Origin of the sequence: Methylobacterium sp. R2-1, from assembly GCF_014191355.1 — a bacterium.
In the GTDB taxonomy this organism is placed as follows: domain Bacteria; phylum Pseudomonadota; class Alphaproteobacteria; order Rhizobiales; family Beijerinckiaceae; genus Methylobacterium.
Map to the genome: position 1 here is coordinate 70503 of NZ_JACHWM010000006.1, position 17710 is coordinate 88212.

19 protein-coding genes are annotated in these 17710 nt (G+C 69.4%); 8 read left to right on the forward strand and 11 right to left on the reverse strand.

What is annotated here, in order from left to right:
- Positions 1 to 355: 355 nt before the first annotated feature.
- On the forward strand, positions 356 to 1678 hold the full coding sequence (locus FHU13_RS10310) for a patatin-like phospholipase family protein (protein ID WP_183435761.1): 1323 nt from the start codon (positions 356 to 358) through the stop codon (positions 1676 to 1678).
- 101 nt (positions 1679 to 1779) lie between these two features.
- Here the strand turns inward: FHU13_RS10310 and FHU13_RS10315 are convergent, their stop codons facing one another.
- Both FHU13_RS10315 and FHU13_RS10320 read right to left on the reverse strand, forming a co-directional pair.
- Entirely contained in the window at positions 1780 to 2337 is a 558-nt protein-coding gene (locus FHU13_RS10315) for a winged helix-turn-helix domain-containing protein (RefSeq protein ID WP_183435762.1), read from the reverse strand.
- A 344-nt stretch (positions 2338 to 2681) separates the two neighbouring features.
- On the reverse strand, positions 2682 to 3776 hold the full coding sequence (locus tag FHU13_RS10320; RefSeq protein ID WP_183435763.1) for a replication protein RepA: 1095 nt from the start codon (positions 3774 to 3776) through the stop codon (positions 2682 to 2684).
- Positions 3777 to 4526: 750 nt separating this feature from the next.
- Between FHU13_RS10320 and mazG the strand changes: the two genes are divergently transcribed.
- Positions 4527 to 5369 (forward strand): nucleoside triphosphate pyrophosphohydrolase, encoded by an 843-nt coding sequence (gene mazG, locus FHU13_RS10325; protein WP_183435764.1) that lies wholly within the window; start codon positions 4527 to 4529, stop codon positions 5367 to 5369.
- Positions 5370 to 5515: 146 nt separating this feature from the next.
- On the opposite strand, the gene FHU13_RS10330 is transcribed toward mazG, so the two are convergent.
- From FHU13_RS10330 to rimO, 4 genes are all read right to left on the reverse strand, one after another.
- Positions 5516 to 5683 carry a hypothetical protein gene (locus tag FHU13_RS10330; protein WP_183435765.1) on the reverse strand — a complete coding sequence of 56 codons (168 nt, stop codon included), beginning with the start codon at positions 5681 to 5683 and terminating at the stop codon, positions 5516 to 5518.
- Positions 5684 to 5795: 112 nt separating this feature from the next.
- Positions 5796 to 6218, reverse strand: a complete 423-nt coding sequence (locus FHU13_RS10335; RefSeq protein ID WP_183435766.1) for a DoxX family protein — start codon at positions 6216 to 6218, stop codon at positions 5796 to 5798.
- 11 nt (positions 6219 to 6229) lie between these two features.
- The gene (locus tag FHU13_RS10340) at positions 6230 to 6415 is read right to left on the reverse strand and encodes a hypothetical protein (protein ID WP_183435767.1); all 186 of its coding nucleotides are present in this window, start codon (positions 6413 to 6415) and stop codon (positions 6230 to 6232) included.
- A gap of 144 nt (positions 6416 to 6559) precedes the next feature.
- Positions 6560 to 7906: a 30S ribosomal protein S12 methylthiotransferase RimO gene (gene rimO, locus FHU13_RS10345; RefSeq protein ID WP_183435768.1), complete on the reverse strand. Its 1347-nt coding sequence runs from the start codon at positions 7904 to 7906 to the stop codon at positions 6560 to 6562.
- A gap of 467 nt (positions 7907 to 8373) precedes the next feature.
- On the opposite strand from rimO, the gene pabB reads away from it, so the two are divergent.
- The 3 genes from pabB to FHU13_RS10360 are packed head-to-tail and all read left to right on the forward strand — an operon-like array spanning position 8374 to position 11232.
- Positions 8374 to 9762, forward strand: a complete 1389-nt coding sequence (gene pabB, locus FHU13_RS10350; protein ID WP_183435769.1) for an aminodeoxychorismate synthase component I — start codon at positions 8374 to 8376, stop codon at positions 9760 to 9762.
- A complete protein-coding gene (locus FHU13_RS10355; RefSeq protein WP_183435770.1) occupies positions 9759 to 10388 on the forward strand; it encodes an anthranilate synthase component II in 630 nt (209 codons plus the stop codon). The genes pabB and FHU13_RS10355 overlap by 4 nt, the downstream gene beginning before the upstream one ends.
- Positions 10375 to 11232 (forward strand): aminotransferase class IV, encoded by an 858-nt coding sequence (locus tag FHU13_RS10360; protein WP_183435771.1) that lies wholly within the window; start codon positions 10375 to 10377, stop codon positions 11230 to 11232. The genes FHU13_RS10355 and FHU13_RS10360 overlap by 14 nt, the downstream gene beginning before the upstream one ends.
- 10 nt (positions 11233 to 11242) lie before the next feature.
- Here the strand turns inward: FHU13_RS10360 and pncA are convergent, their stop codons facing one another.
- From pncA to FHU13_RS10380, 4 genes are all read right to left on the reverse strand, one after another.
- On the reverse strand, positions 11243 to 11869 hold the full coding sequence (gene pncA / locus FHU13_RS10365) for a bifunctional nicotinamidase/pyrazinamidase (protein WP_183435772.1): 627 nt from the start codon (positions 11867 to 11869) through the stop codon (positions 11243 to 11245).
- Positions 11870 to 11951: 82 nt separating this feature from the next.
- Positions 11952 to 12923: a quinone oxidoreductase family protein gene (locus FHU13_RS10370; protein WP_183435773.1), complete on the reverse strand. Its 972-nt coding sequence runs from the start codon at positions 12921 to 12923 to the stop codon at positions 11952 to 11954.
- 174 nt (positions 12924 to 13097) lie between these two features.
- Complete coding sequence (locus FHU13_RS10375) at positions 13098 to 13325, reverse strand: hypothetical protein (RefSeq protein ID WP_183435774.1); 228 nt, start codon at positions 13323 to 13325, stop codon at positions 13098 to 13100.
- Positions 13322 to 13525, reverse strand: a complete 204-nt coding sequence (locus FHU13_RS10380) for a hypothetical protein (RefSeq protein WP_183435775.1) — start codon at positions 13523 to 13525, stop codon at positions 13322 to 13324. Before FHU13_RS10380 ends, FHU13_RS10375 begins: the two co-directional genes overlap by 4 nt.
- 261 nt (positions 13526 to 13786) lie before the next feature.
- Here FHU13_RS10380 and FHU13_RS10385 point away from each other — a divergent pair, with 261 nt between their 5' ends.
- The gene (locus FHU13_RS10385) at positions 13787 to 15040 is read left to right on the forward strand and encodes an FAD-dependent monooxygenase (RefSeq protein ID WP_183435776.1); all 1254 of its coding nucleotides are present in this window, start codon (positions 13787 to 13789) and stop codon (positions 15038 to 15040) included.
- A gap of 54 nt (positions 15041 to 15094) precedes the next feature.
- Here the strand turns inward: FHU13_RS10385 and FHU13_RS10390 are convergent, their stop codons facing one another.
- Complete coding sequence (locus FHU13_RS10390) at positions 15095 to 15547, reverse strand: DUF488 family protein (protein ID WP_183435777.1); 453 nt, start codon at positions 15545 to 15547, stop codon at positions 15095 to 15097.
- Positions 15548 to 15744: 197 nt separating this feature from the next.
- Between FHU13_RS10390 and FHU13_RS10395 the strand changes: the two genes are divergently transcribed.
- Both FHU13_RS10395 and FHU13_RS10400 read left to right on the forward strand, forming a co-directional pair.
- Complete coding sequence (locus tag FHU13_RS10395) at positions 15745 to 16596, forward strand: GH25 family lysozyme (RefSeq protein WP_183435778.1); 852 nt, start codon at positions 15745 to 15747, stop codon at positions 16594 to 16596.
- A gap of 229 nt (positions 16597 to 16825) precedes the next feature.
- Positions 16826 to 17587: a Crp/Fnr family transcriptional regulator gene (locus tag FHU13_RS10400; RefSeq protein ID WP_183435779.1), complete on the forward strand. Its 762-nt coding sequence runs from the start codon at positions 16826 to 16828 to the stop codon at positions 17585 to 17587.
- Positions 17588 to 17710 lie beyond the last annotated feature (123 nt).

Sequence of the window (17710 nt, forward strand, 5' to 3'; positions counted from 1 at the left end):
TCCCTCCGGCTCCTTGGACTCGCGCCCCCGGTTCGACGGAGTGTGCCCCTTGTGCTCCCGCGCACGGGCCGAACGGCCTATCCGTCGGTGGAGTATCCGAAAGCGAAGATTGCGCGGCGAGCCGAATGGTCCGACACTCTTCAAGAGTTCGGAAGTCTTCATCGAGACTGTCTTCGTCTTCGATGCTCATGACCGGATGCCGGGGCACGCCGCGGTGAGGACCGCGGGATGAGCGAAATGGCAAAGCTTGCCCGGCGAAGCATTCGGCGCGGGGCAGACAGGCTGGAACACACCGCCGCGGCCCGTGTTTTCCGGCCGAGGCGGGCTGTCGAACACCGTCGGGAGACGTGCGTCGATGCCGAAACTGTTCAACGAACCGACCCTGCGAGATTTGTCCACCGGCCCGCGCAGGGTCGGAGCCTTGGGTCGATCGAGAGCCGGGTCTCTCGGCCGGCCCCTCGCCGTCGCGCTGCTCGCGCTCTCGCTGCCGCAGGCAGTGCTGGCCGGGCCGGCCGCAAAAAAACCCGCCGACGCGCGGCCGGACTACACCGCCGCCCAGGCCGCGACCGCGCGTCCCGAGGGCCTGCCGGCCTCGGTGCGGATCGCGGGCGACGATACGAGCGCGTTCCAGGCCCTGATCGACGGGGCACCCCGCGCCTCCGACCCCTGGCTGGTGCTCTCCGGCGGCGGCGAGAACGGCGCGTTTGCCGCCGGCCTGCTGGCGGGCTGGTCGGAGCGCGGCGACCGTCCCGAATTCGGCGTCATCACCGGCGTCTCGACCGGCGCGCTGATCGCCCCCTTCGCCTTCGTGGCGCCGACGCTCGGAGCGAAGGCCGACGCGGCCCTTCGCGAGAACTACACCGAGATCTCGGCGGCCGACGTGTTCGAGTTCGGCGGGACACCGGACTCACTGACCGACACGTGGCCGCTCAAGGAGCGGATCGGGCGCGCGGTGACGCCGGCCCTGCTCAAAGCAGTGGCGGCCGAGCACGCCAAAGGCCGCCGCCTGCTGATCGCCACGACGCAGGTCGATAGCGAGCGGCCGGTGCTCTGGGACATGGGCGCGATCGCCCAGCGCAGCGCCGAGACCGGTGACCCACGGGCGCTGAGCCTGTTCCGCTCGATCGTGCTCGCCTCGACGGCGGTGCCCGGCGTCTTCCCGCCGGTGGCGATCCCCGCCGAAGCGAGGGACGGGAACAAGGCCAAGCCCTTCGCGGAGCTGCACGACGACGGCGGGGCGATGGCCCCGTTCTACCTCGCGCCGGCGGCTGCCCTGGAAGGGGAGGCGCGGCTGCACCTGCCGACGAACCGGGTCTACCTCGTCATCAACAACCGGCTCGAGCCGGAATTCCAGATGGCCTCGCGCACCACGCTCTCGGTGCTCGGCCGCACCATGTCGGCGGCCATCAAGGCGCAGACCCGCGCGGCGCTCGCCCTCACCAAAGCTTACGCCGGACGCACCGGCCTGGATCTCCGGATCGCCCTGATCGACGGGCGCTTCGCCAAGACCTCGGAGAAGCCGTTCGATCAGCCTTACATGAAGGCGCTGTTCGCTCACGGCGAGGCGCTGGCGCGCGACGGCAGCGCCTTCACTCAGGCCCATCCACCCGCCACGGCCCTCGACCTGGATCGGCGCGAGGTGACGGAATCGACCGGCTCCGTCACGGCCTCGCGCTGAGGGCGCGGCCGCTTCGCTGAAGAGGCAGATACGGTTGAGAGGCGGCTCCTCGCGGGCCGCCTCTTCGTGTTTTGAGAGCTGCAGCGGTCGAGACCGCCCGGCTACCCCTCCTCCGCCTCGGCCGGGGCGTAGACGGCCTCGCCCAGGCGCTTCAGCGGCCCGCCGGGGCCGGAGCGCTTCCAGAGCCGGGTGTTGAGCGCCGCCACCGGATCCTGCCCCGGTAGGGTAAACCCCTGCTCGGTGAGCCGCGCCAGGATCTCGCTGGCATGCAGCGGGCGGCCCGCCTCCTCGAGGACGGCGAGCGCCGCCTCGATCACCGCCCGGCCGTAGCGGCGGGCGAGGACCGTCTCCGACAGGCTGACCTCCCCTTCCTCCGGGGCGGCGAAGGCCGGTGCCGGAGATCTCTCGCGCCCTGCGGAGGGCGGAGCCGGAGGGGCGGCCGGCGCCTGAACCGGTTGCGGAACGGGAATGGGGGCGGGTGCTTCCGCTCGCCCATCCTCGCTCGGCGCGGCCGGAACTGCAGCCGGTGCGGCCGCGCCGCCGAGGCGGCGACCGAGATCGAGGTAGAGGAGGAGATCGGCGATCTGCCGCTCGATCGCGTCACGCTGCCGACGCAGCGCCTCGAGCCTCGCCACGGCCTCGGATTCCGACAGGACCATGCTGGCATTCCCGTTCGATCATTCCCAACGAGGGAAGACATTCGGAACGGAGGATGGCACGGAAGGAAGGAGAACGCGAGATCCTTTTATTCCTTCCAGGTTTTCCCTGGTTGTCACGGAAAGGAATGCCGTGAGGAGACAGCGCTGAGGGAACCGAGCGAGGTTTACGGAACGGGCCATGGCTCCTCATGCTGAGATGCCTTCAGGAAGCAGGACAGACGAGGTCAACCGACCTCTGAAACGGAATGAACCATTCCCTGTTCCACGGACTGAAGGTTCTTCTCTCTTCGAGGGAAATATTCCGTCTCTGCCAACCAGCCGGAATTGCCGTATGGAATATTCCGTCAGACGCGGGCAGCCGCGGCCGCGCGCGCGGTGCGGGCGGCTTTGGGCGGCACCAGCAGGCTGCCGGGATCGGCCGGGTGTAGCAGCATGCCGCCCTCGTCGAGGTCGATCCGCAGCCGCGGAAACACCTCCAGCAGGCCGGCGAGATCCGCCTTGAAGGCCTGGCGGAAGCTGCGCAGGCTCGCGTTCTCGGCCCCGAACTGGCGGTGCAGGTTGTCCCAGGTCAGCCGCAGGGGGCGCTGCAGGGCACGCAGGCGGTAGCCGGTCCAGAACAGGAGGTCGAGCTTGCGCGCCGAGCCGGAGAAGGCCCGCGCGGCGCGGATATCGACCGGCAGGGCATGCCGGATCAGGCTGTCGTAGAAATCCTGATGGAACGAGACGGTGCGCTGCCAGACGAGGCCGTCATCGCCGCGCCGCCATAATTCGAGCTGGCGGAAGGGAGGCACGTTGAGGGTCGAGGCCTGCCCCTCCCCGTCCCACAGGCCGAGCTGCATCGAGCAGGCGGCCAGCCGGTTGAGCTGTTCCTTGAAGGCGCCGATGGTCCCGCGCTCGCCGCCGGTGACGGCGAATCCCATCGCCTTCATGAAACCCGAGAGGCTGTCGGCGACCTCGATGGTGGGGCTGCGCTGGCGCACCGCCTCGGTGCAGAGATGCAGCAGCACCAGCCGGGCCTTGGGGCCGTAGGGCAGGCCCTGCAGTTCCATCTCGCCGGTGATCGGGTTCTTGAGGCGGCCCGCCGAGAGACTGAGCGAGTTGCGGCCGTATTCCCGCACGAAGTCGCGGGCGTCGCCGGGATCGCGGTAGGGCAAGCCGCACAGCGCCAGCACCGAGTGCAGGTGCTGGAGGTTTTCCGGGCCCGTGGGCTCGCTCTCGATCACCTCGCGCACGGCGTCGCGACGGCGGCGGTCGCGGCCCATGGCCTCGCGGGCCTCGGCCTGCGCCCCCTCCTGGGCCCGGGCGGCGTCGCGCTCGCGCTGGCGAAAGAACAGGTGCTCGACGATCGGCGCGAACAGGAACCCGCCCCGCGCCGCCTCCAGCTCCGCCTGCAGATCCGGGTCGCGGATCGCGGCGATCTTGGCCTCCAGCCCCGACATGGCGCGCCCTCAAGGCCTCCCGCTGCGTGTCACGTCGTGTTCGCCTTCATCCAAGCCTCGGGCTCCGGACGGAGTCGTCGGAGGACCCTCAGGGCCGCAACCGATCTGTCACGATTCGGCTCCGCGGAGTCCCGTGACCTTTCGGAGTTTTCCCGGGAATCCACGTTTGGCGCCGCGAGTCCTGCACAGCTGCGTGGCTCGCGGCCGGAGGCGGGGCCGATTCCAGGCACGCAGAGTTCCATACGTCCGCCGACCGGCCCGAATCCGACCGCGCAGAGTTCAATACGCCCCCTGCCCCGGACTTGTCCCCGCTCTTCCCCGGCCAAACCGGTTTTGCACGCTGAATCCGGTACGGGCCTGCGCAGAATCCGATGCGGGAGGCCCCGCCACAAGCGCAGAATCCGATGCGGGGCGGCGCAGAGTTCAATGCGGTTCCGCGCAGAGTTCAATGCGCAAAGACCCCTTAAACCCTGAAACTGAAACGGCTTTTTCGCCCACCCTATAACCTGCTGAACTGACTCCCTAAGAATCCTTAACAGATAGCTTTCCTAGGGAAGGTAGAGCTGCGTTCGCCAAACCGAACGACGTCTTTCTCCCTTCTTTTCAAAAGGAATAAAGGGAATTTTGCACAGGCTGTACCCCTCTCCTCCCCGGTCGGGAGCACCTGAACCGGCGCTGCGCCGCGGCAGCGGACGGGTTATGAGCGGGGGCTTGGCCGAGACCGAGCGACCGATGCGGGATGGAAGAGCGATGGACGAGGCGCCGATCGGCAGGCTGCTGGCGCTGATGGCGCGACTGCGCGATCCGGAACGGGGCTGCGCCTGGGACGCGGCGCAGACCTACGAGACCATCGTCCCCTACACGATCGAGGAGGCCTACGAGGTTGCCGACGCAGTCGAGCGCGGCGACCGAGCGGATCTGCGCGACGAACTCGGTGATCTCCTGCTCCAGGTCGTGTTCCAGGCGCGGATCGCCGAGGAGGAGGGCGCCTTCCACTTCGACGACGTGGCCGAGGCGATCTGCGCCAAGCTGATCCGGCGCCACCCGCACGTCTTCGACACGTCCGGGGCGTTCCTGTCGCCCGAGCAGCGCCCGACCGACCCGGCGGCGATCAAGGCGGCCTGGGAGACGATCAAGGCACGGGAGCGCGCGGAGAAGGCGGCGGCCGGCAAGGAAACCGGCAAGGCCGAGGCGGCCGGCCCGCTGGCCGGAGTCTCCCGGGCCCTCCCTGCCCTCGCCCGGGCCGACCGGATCTCGAAGCGGGCGGCCGGCGTCGGCTTCGACTGGCCGGACGCGGCCCAGGTGCTGGCGAAGGTGCGCGAGGAGACCGACGAGGTCGAGGAGAGCCTGGGCAAGGGCGAGCCGGAGGCGGTGTTCGAGGAGATCGGCGACCTGCTGTTCTCGGTCGCCAACCTCGCGCGTCACGCCGGCGTCGATCCGGAGGAGGCGCTGCGCCGCGGCACCGCCAAGTTCGAGCGCCGCTTCACCGCCATGGCCGCCCGGCTCGCCAGCGAGGGCCACGCCCTGGAGGACACCGCCCTCCCCGCCATGGAAGCGGCTTGGCAGGCGGTGAAGCGCGACGAGAAGAAATGAGGCTCAGGTTCGGGGGATCCCAAAGGCCTCAGATCCTTTGGCGGGTGTTCGGGGTAGCGCCCTGAAGCCGGCGAAGCCGCTTCGCGGGCTTTCGCCCTGCACTCGCGAAAAGGACCTGTCCTTTCGAAACCGCGACGAGGGGACGCTCAGCCCTTCGTCCGCGGTCCATCCTTCCGCGGCGGCTTCGGGGCCGGCGCCTTCGGCTTCAGGCGCTCCACGATCTGCTCCAGGGCGCGCTCGACCGCCGCCTGCTCCGGCGGTGCGACACCGTCTTGCGGGCGATTCGTCGGGTTCGAGTCGCGGCTCTTCGGCATGGGGGCGAGCCTAGACAGGGTTGCGGGGCGAAGACCACCGGTTGAGCCCGCCCGGATACGCTGCCAGCGCCGTTTTCCTCAGCGAAAAGCCTTTTGTTCTGTCGGGTTAATCTTAACGAGATACTCCGACATCGCCGGTTCTTCGCGCCGTGAAGGGCCGGTCGACGGCGTGGACGGCGTAGAGCGCCCACCACACCATCACCGGCTGAAGCGCGAGCCGGGGGCCGTGATACCACCACGTGTTGGGGATCGGCGGCACGGCGATGCCCTCCACCGCCTGCTTGATGTTGGCAGGGAACACGCAGACCGCGTAGAGGGCCAGCATGATTCCGGCCAGCCGCCGCAGCCGCGGCACGAACAGCGCCAGGGCGCCCGCGATCTCGCACAGGCCGGTGCCGATCACCACGTGGCGGGGTGCGGGCACCCAGCCCGGCATGATCGGCAGGAACCGGTCTGTGGCGGCGAGATGGACGACGCCGATGAAGCCGTAGAGGCCGATCAAGCCGAGGCGCATCCACCGGCGCTCGTCGCGCATTCCGAGGATGCTCAGGCGGATCGGTCGTCCTCGGCCTTCCGCTTGTTCTCGCCCGAGGGCGAGTTGCCGCGCGCGGCTTCCTCGGCCTCGGTGCCGGCCCGCTCCATCGGTCCCTGTTGCGGCTTCAGCTTGCCCGTTGCCGGGTCCTTGGGCGAGACCGCGGCCCCGTTGGTCTGGTCGCGCTGTTCGTCCGCCATCGGTTCCTCGTACGCTTCGTTGCCGTGACTTCGTTGCCGTGACGGGGCAACGTGCAGCGCGCGGGGCGGTTCGCCTCATCCCAAATCCGGTTGATCCCTTCGGGATGGCGGAATTGGGCTCCGCTCAGCCCGCCCTCCCCGGCCCTAAACCGCGATGCCGTGCAGGTCGTAGGCGTCGGCCCGCTCGATCTTCACGGTGACGATGTCGCCGGGCCGCAACGGGCGGCGCGAGGCGACGTGGACGCTGCCGTCGATCTCCGGCGCATCGGCCTTGGAGCGGCCCCGCGCCACGCTCGGACCCGCCTCGTCGATAATGACTTGGAGGCGCTTGCCCACCTTCGCCCGCTGGAGTTTGAGCGAGACGAGGCCCTGCGCTTCCATGAAGCGGCGCTTGCGCTCGGCCTTCACCTCCGGCGGCACCAGAGCCGCGAGATCGTTGGCGGTCGCGCCCTTGACCGGCTCGTACTCGAAGCAGCCGACACGCTCGAGCCGGGCCTCGCGGATCCAGTCGAGCAGTTCCTCGAACTCCGCATCGGTCTCGCCGGGGAATCCGACGATGAAGGTCGAGCGGATGGCGAGATCCGGGCAGATCTCGCGCCAGCGCCGGATCCGATCCAGTTGCTTCTCCTGGTTACCCGGCCGGCGCATGCGCTTCAGCACCGAGGGGCTCGCGTGCTGGAGCGGCATGTCGAGATAGGGAAGGATCTTGCCCTCGGCCATCAGGGGGATGACCTCGTCGACATGCGGGTAGGGGTAGACGTAGTGCAGCCGCACCCAGGCCCCGAGCTCGCCGAGTTCTTTCGCCAGATCGTAGAACCGGGCGCGCACCTCCCGGTCTCGCCACGGGCTCGTGGCGTAGCGGGTGTCGATGCCGTAGGCCGAGGTGTCCTGCGAGACGACGAGCAACTCCTTCACGCCGGCCTTGACGAGCTTTTCCGCCTCGCGCAGCACGTCGCCCGCCGGGCGGCTGACGAGATCGCCGCGCAACGACGGGATGATGCAGAAGGTGCAGCGGTTGTTGCAGCCCTCGGAAATCTTCAGATAGGCGTAGTGGCGCGGGGTGAGCTTGACCCCCTGCGGCGGGATCAGGTCGAGGAACGGATCGTGGGCGGGCGGCACCGCCTCGTGCACGGCGGCCACCACCGACTCGTAGGCCTGGGGGCCGGTGACGGCCAAGAGGTTCGGATACTTCTCGCGGATCTCCTCCGGCTGTGCGCCCATGCAGCCGGTCACGATCACCCGGCCGTTCTCGGCCATGGCCTCGCCGATCGCCTGGAGCGATTCCGCCTTCGCCGAATCGAGAAAGCCGCAGGTGTTGACGATCACCACGTCCGCTCCGTCGTGGCGGCGCGACAACTCGTAGCCCTCGGCCCGCAGGTGGGTGAGGATGCGCTCGGAATCGACGAGCGCTTTGGGGCAGCCCAGCGACACGAAGGAGATCCGCGGCGCGGCGGCGCCCTTGGTGTCCGAGGGAGAGGCGGTTGCGGTCATGACGGCCCGTTGGGGCGGCCCTCCCGAACGGAGGCCCGCGCGTCCTGCATCGATGGCGGTGGATGCGCCGATATAACCGCATCGTGGCGCTGTTGCGAGCGTGGCCGGTGGCTTCCCGTTTTGAGGCAGCGCGCGGCTGGTCGCTGTCGCGAGGCCCGGATTGCTTCGCCGACCCTCGCGATCACGAAGCTGGCGGCCCAGGCCGTCCTGGCGCAGCGTCAGCCGGAGCGATTCAGCGTCACGGCCCGCACCGGAATGGTCGGATAGCGGTCATCCTCGATTTTCACGGATAAGCGTTTTGAGACAGTGGCTTGAAATGCTTTGTTGAAAAATCGGATTAGCTCTGCGCGCGGCCCTGGCGCATACCCCTCCCGCGAGGCCGGAACGCAGGGGCGATTGACGGGAGGGTGCGGCGCGCCCTTGGGTGAATCCGAACGAGCGCCGCACGAGGCACGACGGCCGAGCCCATGGTCTGGACCCGCGAGATTCCCTTCATCGACCCGGTCGCGGCCGCGGCGCGGCTCGCCCGGCTGCCCGGACTCGCCTTCCTCGACAGCGCCATGCGGCACGATACGCTGGGCCGCGTCTCGGTGCTGGCCGCCGACCCGTTCGGGCGGTTCCGCTATCGCGACGGCCGTGCGACCCTGGATGGGCGCGCGGTGCCCGGCTCGCCCATCGAGGCGCTGCGGGCCTGCCTCGCGCCCTACCGTCTGGCGCCCCGGCCCGACCTGCCGGCTTTTCCAGGAGCCGCGATCGGCTACTTCGCCTACGATCTCGGCGCGAGCCTGGAGCGGGTCGCGTCCCCGGCGCGCCGGGCGGGGCTCACCGACGACATCGCCTTCAACCTCTACGACACCCTGGTGGCGGTCGATCATGGCCGGGGGACCTGCCTGCTGATCGCCACCGGCTTTCCCGAGGCCGACGGACCGGCCCGCGCGGCACGGGCGCGGGCGCGGCTCGACGCCTTCGCCGATTGGCTCGCCGCACCGTCCGAGCCATTGCCGAAATGGACCGGCGCCCAGCTCACATGGCGCACGAATTTCTCGCGGCAAAGCTATGAGAGAGCAGTCGAAAAGGTGCGTGATTATATCCGCGCCGGCGACATCTATCAGGCCAATATCGCCCAGCGCTTCGCCGCCGACCTACCGCCCGACTTCGACCCGTTCGCCTTCTACCGGCGGCTTCGCGAGACCAACCCCGCGACCTTCGGCGCCTATCTCGATTTCGAGGGGCTCACCGTCGCGTCCTCCTCGCCCGAGCGCTTCCTCAAGTTGGAGGGGCGGGCGGTCGAGACGCGGCCGATCAAGGGCACCGTGGCCCGCGATCCCGATCCCGCCCGCGATGCCGAGATCGCCGCCGCGCTTGCACGCAATCCGAAGGAGCGGGCCGAGAACATCATGATCGTGGATCTGCTGCGCAACGACCTGTCGCGGGTGTGCGAGCCCGGCAGCGTGCGGGTGCCGACCCTGTGCGGGCTGGAATCCTATGCCGGCATCCACCATCTCGTCTCGGTGGTGACGGGCACGCTCCGCGAGGGTTCGGATGCTCTCGACCTCATCCAAAAAACCTTTCCCGGGGGCTCGATCACCGGCGCGCCGAAGCTCAGGGCCATGGACATCATCACCGAGATCGAGACTGACGCGCGCGAGCTCTATTGCGGGGCGATCGGCGCGCTCGGCTTCGACGGATCGCTCGATACCTCGATCGCGATCCGCACCGTGTTCATGGACAAGGGACAGGCCGTGCTCCAGGCCGGCGGCGGCGTGACGCTGCTCTCCGAGCCCGGCCCCGAATACGAGGAGACGCTGACCAAGGCGGCCCGCGTCTTCGCGGCCTTCGAGGAGGAGGCGCCATGATCCTCGTCGTCGACAACTACGATTCCTTCGTCTTCAACGTGGTGCGCTACTTCGAGGAGTTGGGCGAGACCGTCGAGGTCGTGCGCAACGACGCGCTCGATGTAGCCGGCATCCGCGCGCGGAACCCTGAGGCGGTGGTGATCTCGCCCGGCCCCTGCACCCCGGCGGAGGCCGGCGTGAGCCTGCCGGCCATCCGCGAATTGTCCGGCGAGGTGCCGATCCTCGGCGTCTGCCTCGGCCATCAGGCGATCGGCGCGGCCTTCGGCGGCCGGGTCGAGCGGGCGGGCCGCCCACTCCACGGCCACGCCACGCCGATCCGGCACGGGGGCGAGCGGCTGTTCGCAGGGCTGCCGCAGCCGATGCAGGTCGGGCGCTATCACTCGCTGATCGTGGCGCCGACGCCGGAGATGGAGCGGCATCTCACGGTCGATGCCGCCTCCGGGGAGGGCGAGGTGATGGCGCTGTCGCACCGCAGCCACCCGACCTGGGGCATCCAGTTCCACCCGGAATCGGTGCTGACCGAGAACGGCCACGCGCTGTTCGCCAACTTCCTGAAGGGCGCCCGCGCGTGGCGGGAGGCGGACGCGTCGGAGCGGACGGACAGGCTCGCCGATGCTGTGGTCTAACGGGCGGCTGGTCGAGGGCGGCACCCTCCCCTTCGCCATGGGGGACCGGGGCCTGCTGCTCGGCGACGGTGTGTTCGACACCGCCCTCGCGATTCAGGGGCAGGTCGCCTTCGAGGCCGCCCATGTCGCCCGCCTCGCCGCCGCCGCGGAGGTGCTCGGCTTCGCGAGCGCGCGGGAGCGGATCGTCGAGGCGATGCGCGCGCTGGCTAGCACCGCGCCGCTCGCGGCGATCCGCACCACGCTGACCCGCGGCCCCGGTCCGCGCGGTCTGGCGCCCCCACCCGAGCCGAACCCGTTCCTGTTCGGCAGCGCTGCGCCGGCCCGCGCCGCCCTGTTCTTCGCCCCCCTGCGGCTCACGCTCACGGAGATCGCCCGCAACGAGACCTCGCCGGCCGCGCGCCTCAAGACCCTCGGCTATCTCGATGCGGTGCTCGCCGCCCGCGCGGCGCAGGCGCAAGGCTTCGACGAGGCTCTGTTCCTGAACACGAAGGGCCGCGTGGCCTGCGCCGGCACCGGCAATTTTTTCGGGATTTTCGGAGGGACGCTGGTCACGCCGCCGCTGGAGGATGGCGTCCTACCGGGTATCGTTCGGGCCGAACTTTTGTCGAAGCTCGCGCCGAGCCTCGGCATCGCGGTCGAAGAGCGCCCTCTCCTGCCCTCGGAGTTGGAGGCCGCGGAGGCCCTGTTCGTCACCAACTCGCTGCGCCTGCTCGCGCCCGTGACGGCGCTCGGTGCGCAACCCTATGACAGCGCCCGGCATGGGACGGTTCGCAGACTCTGCGCGGCTTTGCGGGAGACGGTGGCGGGAGAGTGCGGCGTCGAGGCGGACGCCCTCGACCCCTGATCCCGAGATCTCAGCCGAACGCCGCGCTGGCGATGCGCCCGATACCGGCCTGCTCCATCGCTGCCCAGGCGCGCGCCAGCGAGCCGTCGAGATCGATGCCGCGCACGGCATCCTCGATCACGAAGACGTCGAACCCGGCGGCGCGTGCATCCAGCGCGGTCCAGAGCACGCAGAAATCGGTGGCGAGGCCGGCGAGGAACAGGCGGGTCAGGCCACGCTCGGCGAGGTAGCCGGCCAGCCCGGTGCGGGTCCGCCGGTCGGCTTCCATGAAGGCCGAGTAGCTGTCGATGCCGGGGTGGTAGCCCTTGCGGATCACCAGTTCGGCCCGCTCCGTCCTGAGGCCCGCGGCCAGCTCGGCGCCGTGGGTGCCCTGCACGCAGTGCTCCGGCCAGAGCACCTGTTCACCGTAGGGCAGCTCCGTCGTGTCGAAGGGTGCCTTGCCCGGATGGCTGCCGTGGAACGAGGCATGGCCGGGCGGGTGCCAGTCCTGGGTGAGGATGACGTGAGGAACGCACGCGCTCAGCCGGTTGAGCGGGGCGATGACGGCGTCGCCGTCGGGCACGGCGAGCGCCCCGCCGGGCAGAAAATCGTTCTGCACATCAATGACGAGCAGAACATCGTGTTCGGTCAGTCTCATCGCCAAGTCCAGGGTTCCGAGGGACAAGTCCCTCGGCGGGTCCGGGCAGAGCCCGGAATCCCTTCGTCCTAGGATACGGGGATCACGGCGTCATCACCGTCGTCCCGGTCGTCTGCCGCCCCGCGAGATCGCGGTGAACCTGCGCCGCGTCGGCGAGCTTGGCGCGGGCGTGGATCGGGATTTTCACCGCGCCGCTCGCCACCACCTCGAACAGCTCGGCCGCGTTGGCGTCGAGGCTTTCGCGGGTGGCGATGTGGGTGAAGAGCGTCGGGCGGGTGGCGTAGAGCGAGCCCTTGGCGGCGAGGATGCCGATGTCGAAGGCCTCGATCGCCCCTGAGGACGAACCGAAGCTCGCGAAGATGCCGAAGGGGGAAAGGCAATCGAGCGAGGCGGGGAAGGTCGCTTTGCCGACGCCGTCATAGACCACCGACACGCCCTTGCCCCCGGTGATCTCTTTTACCCGAGCGGCGAAATCCTCGTCGCGGTAGAGGATGACGTGGTCGCAGCCGTGCGCGCGTGCCAGCTCCGCCTTCTCGGCCGAGCCGACGGTGCCGATCACGGTGGCGCCGAGATGCTTGGCCCATTGCGTGGCGATGAGCCCGACACCGCCGGCGGCGGCGTGGAACAGGATCGTGTCGCCGGGCTGCACCCGGTAGGTCCGGCGCAGCAGGTACTGCGCGGTGAGACCCTTCAGCATCATCGCCGCGGCGGTCTCGTCGGAGATCGCGTCGGGCACGTGGACGACGCCTTGTGCTGCGACCACGACCTCCTCGGCATAGGTGCCGGTGGCGCCGGCATAGGCGACGCGCTCGCCGAGGCGGAAATCGGTGACGCCCTCGCCGAGCGCATCGACCACGCCCGCGCCCTCCTTGCCGAGGGTGAAGGGAAGCGAGGGCGCCTTGTAGGCGCCGGAGCGGAAGTAGATGTCGATGAAGTTGACGCCGATGGCGGTCTGGCGGACGCGGATCTGGCCCGGCCCCGGCTCGGGCGAGGGCACGTCCTCGTAGACCATCGCCTCCGGCCCGCCGTAGGCGTGCACTCGGATCGCCTTCATCGCGTTCTCCCGCGTTCTTGAGTCTCGAACTCCGGGCGAGATATCGGTCCGGCGGAGCGAAGCAAGGGTCGCGCGCCACTGCCTTGCGCTTATGCCCGAAGCACACCGGCCAGGCGCAGGGGCAAAGGCTTGGAAACAGCTCGGAGCGGTGGCCCTGCCGGGCGCTGGTGTCCGCTATCCTTCCCGAATCGCGACCTGCATGCCCATGCCCGACAGACACCGCTCGATGCGCTCCGTGAGTTCGGGCGTCAGCTCGCGCACCTGGACGTGCAGCGTGCCGGTATCCTCCGGGCGCACGGTGACCCGGTAGCGCAGACCCTCATCCTCCATCTGGCGCAGCAGGTTGCCGCTCGCCGTGGTCATCGCGGTGATATGCTGCTCGACCAGTTCGGGCTTCATCATCCGCGATCGCCCTGCCCGCCGCCCGTGCCCGCCCGCTGGGGCGTGGCGGCACCGTCGCCCTTCTCGCGCGGCGGCTGAACGTTCTGGACCGGCGGAAACAGCCGTGCGAGCCCGCGCGCGACCCCCGAGAGGATGGGATCGAAGGAGGATTCGAGCCGTGTCCGTCCGGTGTCCGGCTGCGAGGTGATGAATGGCTTCATGGAACGCCCCCCTCGGACGTCAATGATCGTTCTGGACCCCAGAGAGTGCGGCCAGAGCGCGCAGTTCTCTCAACATAGGTTGGCAATGCAGCGCACGGGATTTGGTTTCATTTCCGTTCGATCGCGCTGTGCGCGAGCGCCCGTTCGCGCTCGGACCCTTCCGCCGCACTTGACCCCGCGCCGGCCGCACCTCTGTAGAAAGTCGGCCTTCGATCTCCGCCCTGAGGGCACTTCAATGGGCACTTCAAGGAGTCTCCCGTCGTGACGGTCCCGGTGCAGACCTCCCTCGCCCGCCCCTCCCCGACCATCTCTCCCGTCTCCTCGCCGCCGCGCTTCGCCGTGGCCGTGGTGGGGGCCGGGGCCGCGGGGCTCGCCGCCGCCCTGGCGCTGGCCCGTGACGGGGTGGAGACCGCCCTCGTCGGACGTCACGCCCCGGTGGCGGACGGGCGCACCGTGGCTTTGCTCGACGGTTCGGTGCGCTTCCTCACCGTGCTCGGCGCCTGGACCGAGATCGCGTCGCACGCGAGCCCGCTCGCCGAACTCCAGATCGTCGACGATACGGGTAGCCTGTTCCGGCCGCCGCCCGCCCGCTTCTCGGCCTCCGAGATCGGCCTCGACGCCTTCGGCTGGAACGTCGAGAGCGCCCGCCTCGTCCAGACCCTGCGGAATCAGGTCCGCACCACGCCGGGTCTGACCCTGTTCGAGGCGGATTCGGCCGGGATGCGCCTTGAGGACGGCTTCGCCGTGCTGGACCTGGAGGACGGGCGCAGCCTCGCGGCGCAGCTCGTCGTCGGCGCCGACGGGGGCCGCTCGCCGCTGCGGGCGTCGTCATCCTTGCGCACCCGCGAATGGTCCTATCCGCAGGCGGCGCTCACCACCCTGCTCGCCCATGACCGGCCCCACCGCGACATCTCCACCGAGTTCCACACCCGCAACGGACCCTTCACCCTGGTGCCGCTCCCCGGCGGCCACCGCTCCAGCCTCGTCTGGGTCACGGCGGAGCGGGCGGCCAAGCGGCTCTCGGGCCTCGACGATGCCGACCTCGCCGCGGCGGTGGAGCATCAGGCCCGCTCGATGCTGGGCGCCATGCGGATCGACGGCCCGCGCGGGCTCGTGCCGATGCGCGGCCTCTCGGTGGAGCGGCCGGTCGCCGACCGGCTCGCCCTGATCGGCGAGGCCGCCCACGTCTTCCCGCCGATCGGGGCGCAGGGCCTCAATCTCGGCCTGCGCGACGCGGCGGCCCTGCGGGACGCGGTGTTCTCCGCCCGCGAGGCGAACCGGGATCCGGGGGCGCCGGCCTCGCTCGCGGGGTTCGGGCGGGCACGGGGTGTGGATGCGCGCCTGCGCGGGGCGGCGGTGGACATGCTCAACCGCTCGCTGCTCACCGATTTCCTGCCCGTCGATGCCCTGCGGGGCCTCGGCCTCGTCGCGCTGAGCGCGATCCCACCCCTGCGGCGCATGGTGATGCGCGAGGGCGTACAGCCGCGCCTCGGCGCGCCGAGCCTGATGCGCTGATTCTTTCGGAGTTTCAGGCGCGTCCGCCGCGGACGCGCCTGAAACTCCGAAAAGTCACAGAAATGCGCCGTAGAGGTCGACCGTGTCGAAGCCGCGCGGGGCCAACCGCTCGGCAAGCACGCGGCGGTGGCAGCGGGCGGGGTCGCGCTCGAAGCAGAGCAGGCAGACCGGCCGCTCGGCGGCCAGCTCCGCCAGGGCGTCGAGAGCCAGTCCCCCGTCGGCGGTATCGAGCACCTCCTCGCAATAGATTCGGCGCATCAGCCCGGCATCGTGGGCGCGGGCCGCCTCGCGGCCGGATTTCGGTGTGCCGAGGCTGCGAAAGTGCTCGTAGCCCAGCCCGGCTTCGAGCAGTCCCGCCTTCAGGGCGCCCTTCGAGAAGCCGCGCTTGCGCGAGTTGGCCACGGCCCGCACGTCGGCGAGCACGGACACGTTCGCCTCCTTCAGGGCGGCGTGCAGGCGGTCCGGCGACAGGCCTTCGTATCCGATGGTGAACAGAGTCTTGCGCATCGAGGGCTCAGGGAAAATTCAGGGCCGGCAGGGTTTTAGATGGGAGCGCCTCGGCCGTTGGACAGCTCCGGCGGCGCCTATGTGCCTGGGGTGCAACGCCTTCCGAAAATCCGCCGCAATGCCAGCAAAGTTCTGTTAACCGGATCAAGGGCATCGAATACCCATTGAAGTCGCACGCGAGAAGTGGCGGGCCGTCGATGTCGCTGGACACCGAAATTTCCTTGAGGCGCGCACCGGCTCCGCGCGGATGGATCAAGCGCGGGCTCGCCGCCCTGCTGCTCTCCGGTCTCGCGGCCTGCGCCGCGCAGAACGACTTCTACCCCACCAAGGGTGACGCCAAGCCCCATCCCGGCGTGGCGCGGGCGAAGAGCCACCCGGTCCAGGGCATCGACATCTCGAAATGGCAGGGCCCCATCAACTGGGCCTCGGTCAAGGCGGCCGGCACGCAGTTCGCCTTCATCAAGGCGACGGAGGGCGGCGACCACGTCGACGAGCGCTTCCGTGAGAACTGGGACGGGGCTGGCCGCGCCGGCGTGCCGCGGGGCGCCTACCACTTCGTGTTCTGGTGCCGGTCGGCCGAGGACCAGATGGCGTGGTTCAAGCGCAACGTGCCGAACGATCCGACCGCCCTCCCCCCTGTGCTCGACGTGGAGTGGAACGGCCACTCGGCCAAGTGCCCGAAGAAGCTGCCCAAGGCCCAGGCGCTGTCGATGATCCGCTACATGCTGGACGAGATGGAGGCCTATACCGGCAAGCGGCCGATCATCTACACGGACATCACCTTCCACAAGGACGTTCTCGAGGACGAGCTGCCCGACTACCCCCACTGGGTCCGCTCCACGGCGGCCGAGCCGGAGCAGCGCTACGCCAACCGCAAGTGGATGCTCTGGCAGTTCACCTCGACGGGCCGTGTGCCCGGCGTGCGTGGCGATGTCGATCGCAACGCCTTCTACGGCAGCCCGACCGAGTGGGCCTCCTTCCTCGCCACCGACTGCGATCCGCGCGAGCATCGGCGCCTGTCGAGCCAGGGCCTCTGCACCGGCAAATAGGGTGAAGCGAGGAACCGTCGGCGGTGCCGGTCGCACGGCCGGTCTCCCAGGTTGCTGTATCTTTTGCCGTGTTGCGCGTCTGCCCGCTTCGATAGAGGCGGGCCGTTCGCCTCCGCCCTGACCTGAATTTTTTCGTGTTCAACGCCGTCTTTGTCTACTTGTAGACAGACTGCACGGCAACCTTTGCGCTAGGAGCCGGCTCGGCGACAGGACGGACTTCGAGTTGTACATGCCTTCGGCCCCAGAGCGCTGCTTCGAAGGCAACCTGCTCCTGAACTGCCTGAGCCGCGAGGATCGCGGCCTTCTTCTGCCCGATATGGTGCGGCTGGAGTACCAGCGTGGCGAAACCCTGTTCGCCGCCGGCCGCGAGGTCGATTTCATCACCTTTCCCCTCGAACAGACCGTGGTCACCCTGCTGATCTCGATGATCGATGGGCGCAGCGCCGAGACCGCCACGATCGGCCGCGAGGGGGCGGTGGGGGGTGTCGTCAGCAACGGCGGCCTGCCGGCCTCGACCCATGCCCTGATCCAGATCGCCGGTCCGGTCCTGCGGATGGAGTCGGCGCGACTCCAGGAAGTGAAACGGCACTCGGAATCCCTGCGCAACCTGTTCACCCGCTACTCCGACTGCCTGCTCGCGCAGGTGCTGCAATCGGTAGCCTGCAATGCCCTCCACCCGATCGAGGAGCGCTGCCTGCGTTGGCTCCTGACGCTTCAGGATCGGCTGGACAGCAACGTTCTGCCGATCACCCAGGAATCGCTCGCCGCGATGCTGGGCGTGCAGCGCACCTATCTCACCCGCATCCTGCGGATGCTGCAGCAGCAGGGACTGATCGAGGTCGGGCGCGGGCGCATCACCATCGTCAACCGGGCGGCGATCGAGGAGGTCGCCTGCGAGTGTCATGCCTGCGTCAAGCGCCATTACGAGACTGTGCTCGGCGCGGTCTACAGCCCGAGTGGGCGGCTCGTCGCGATCGAGCCACCCGAGTAGAGCATCGTCCGGAAAGGTGGCTTCCGGCTTTCGGAAAAAACGATGCAAAAAAAGGAACCGAGAGCGTCGTCCTGGAACTTCGATCCAGGACGACGCTCTCGGTTGCGCTTGGGCCCGGATGGA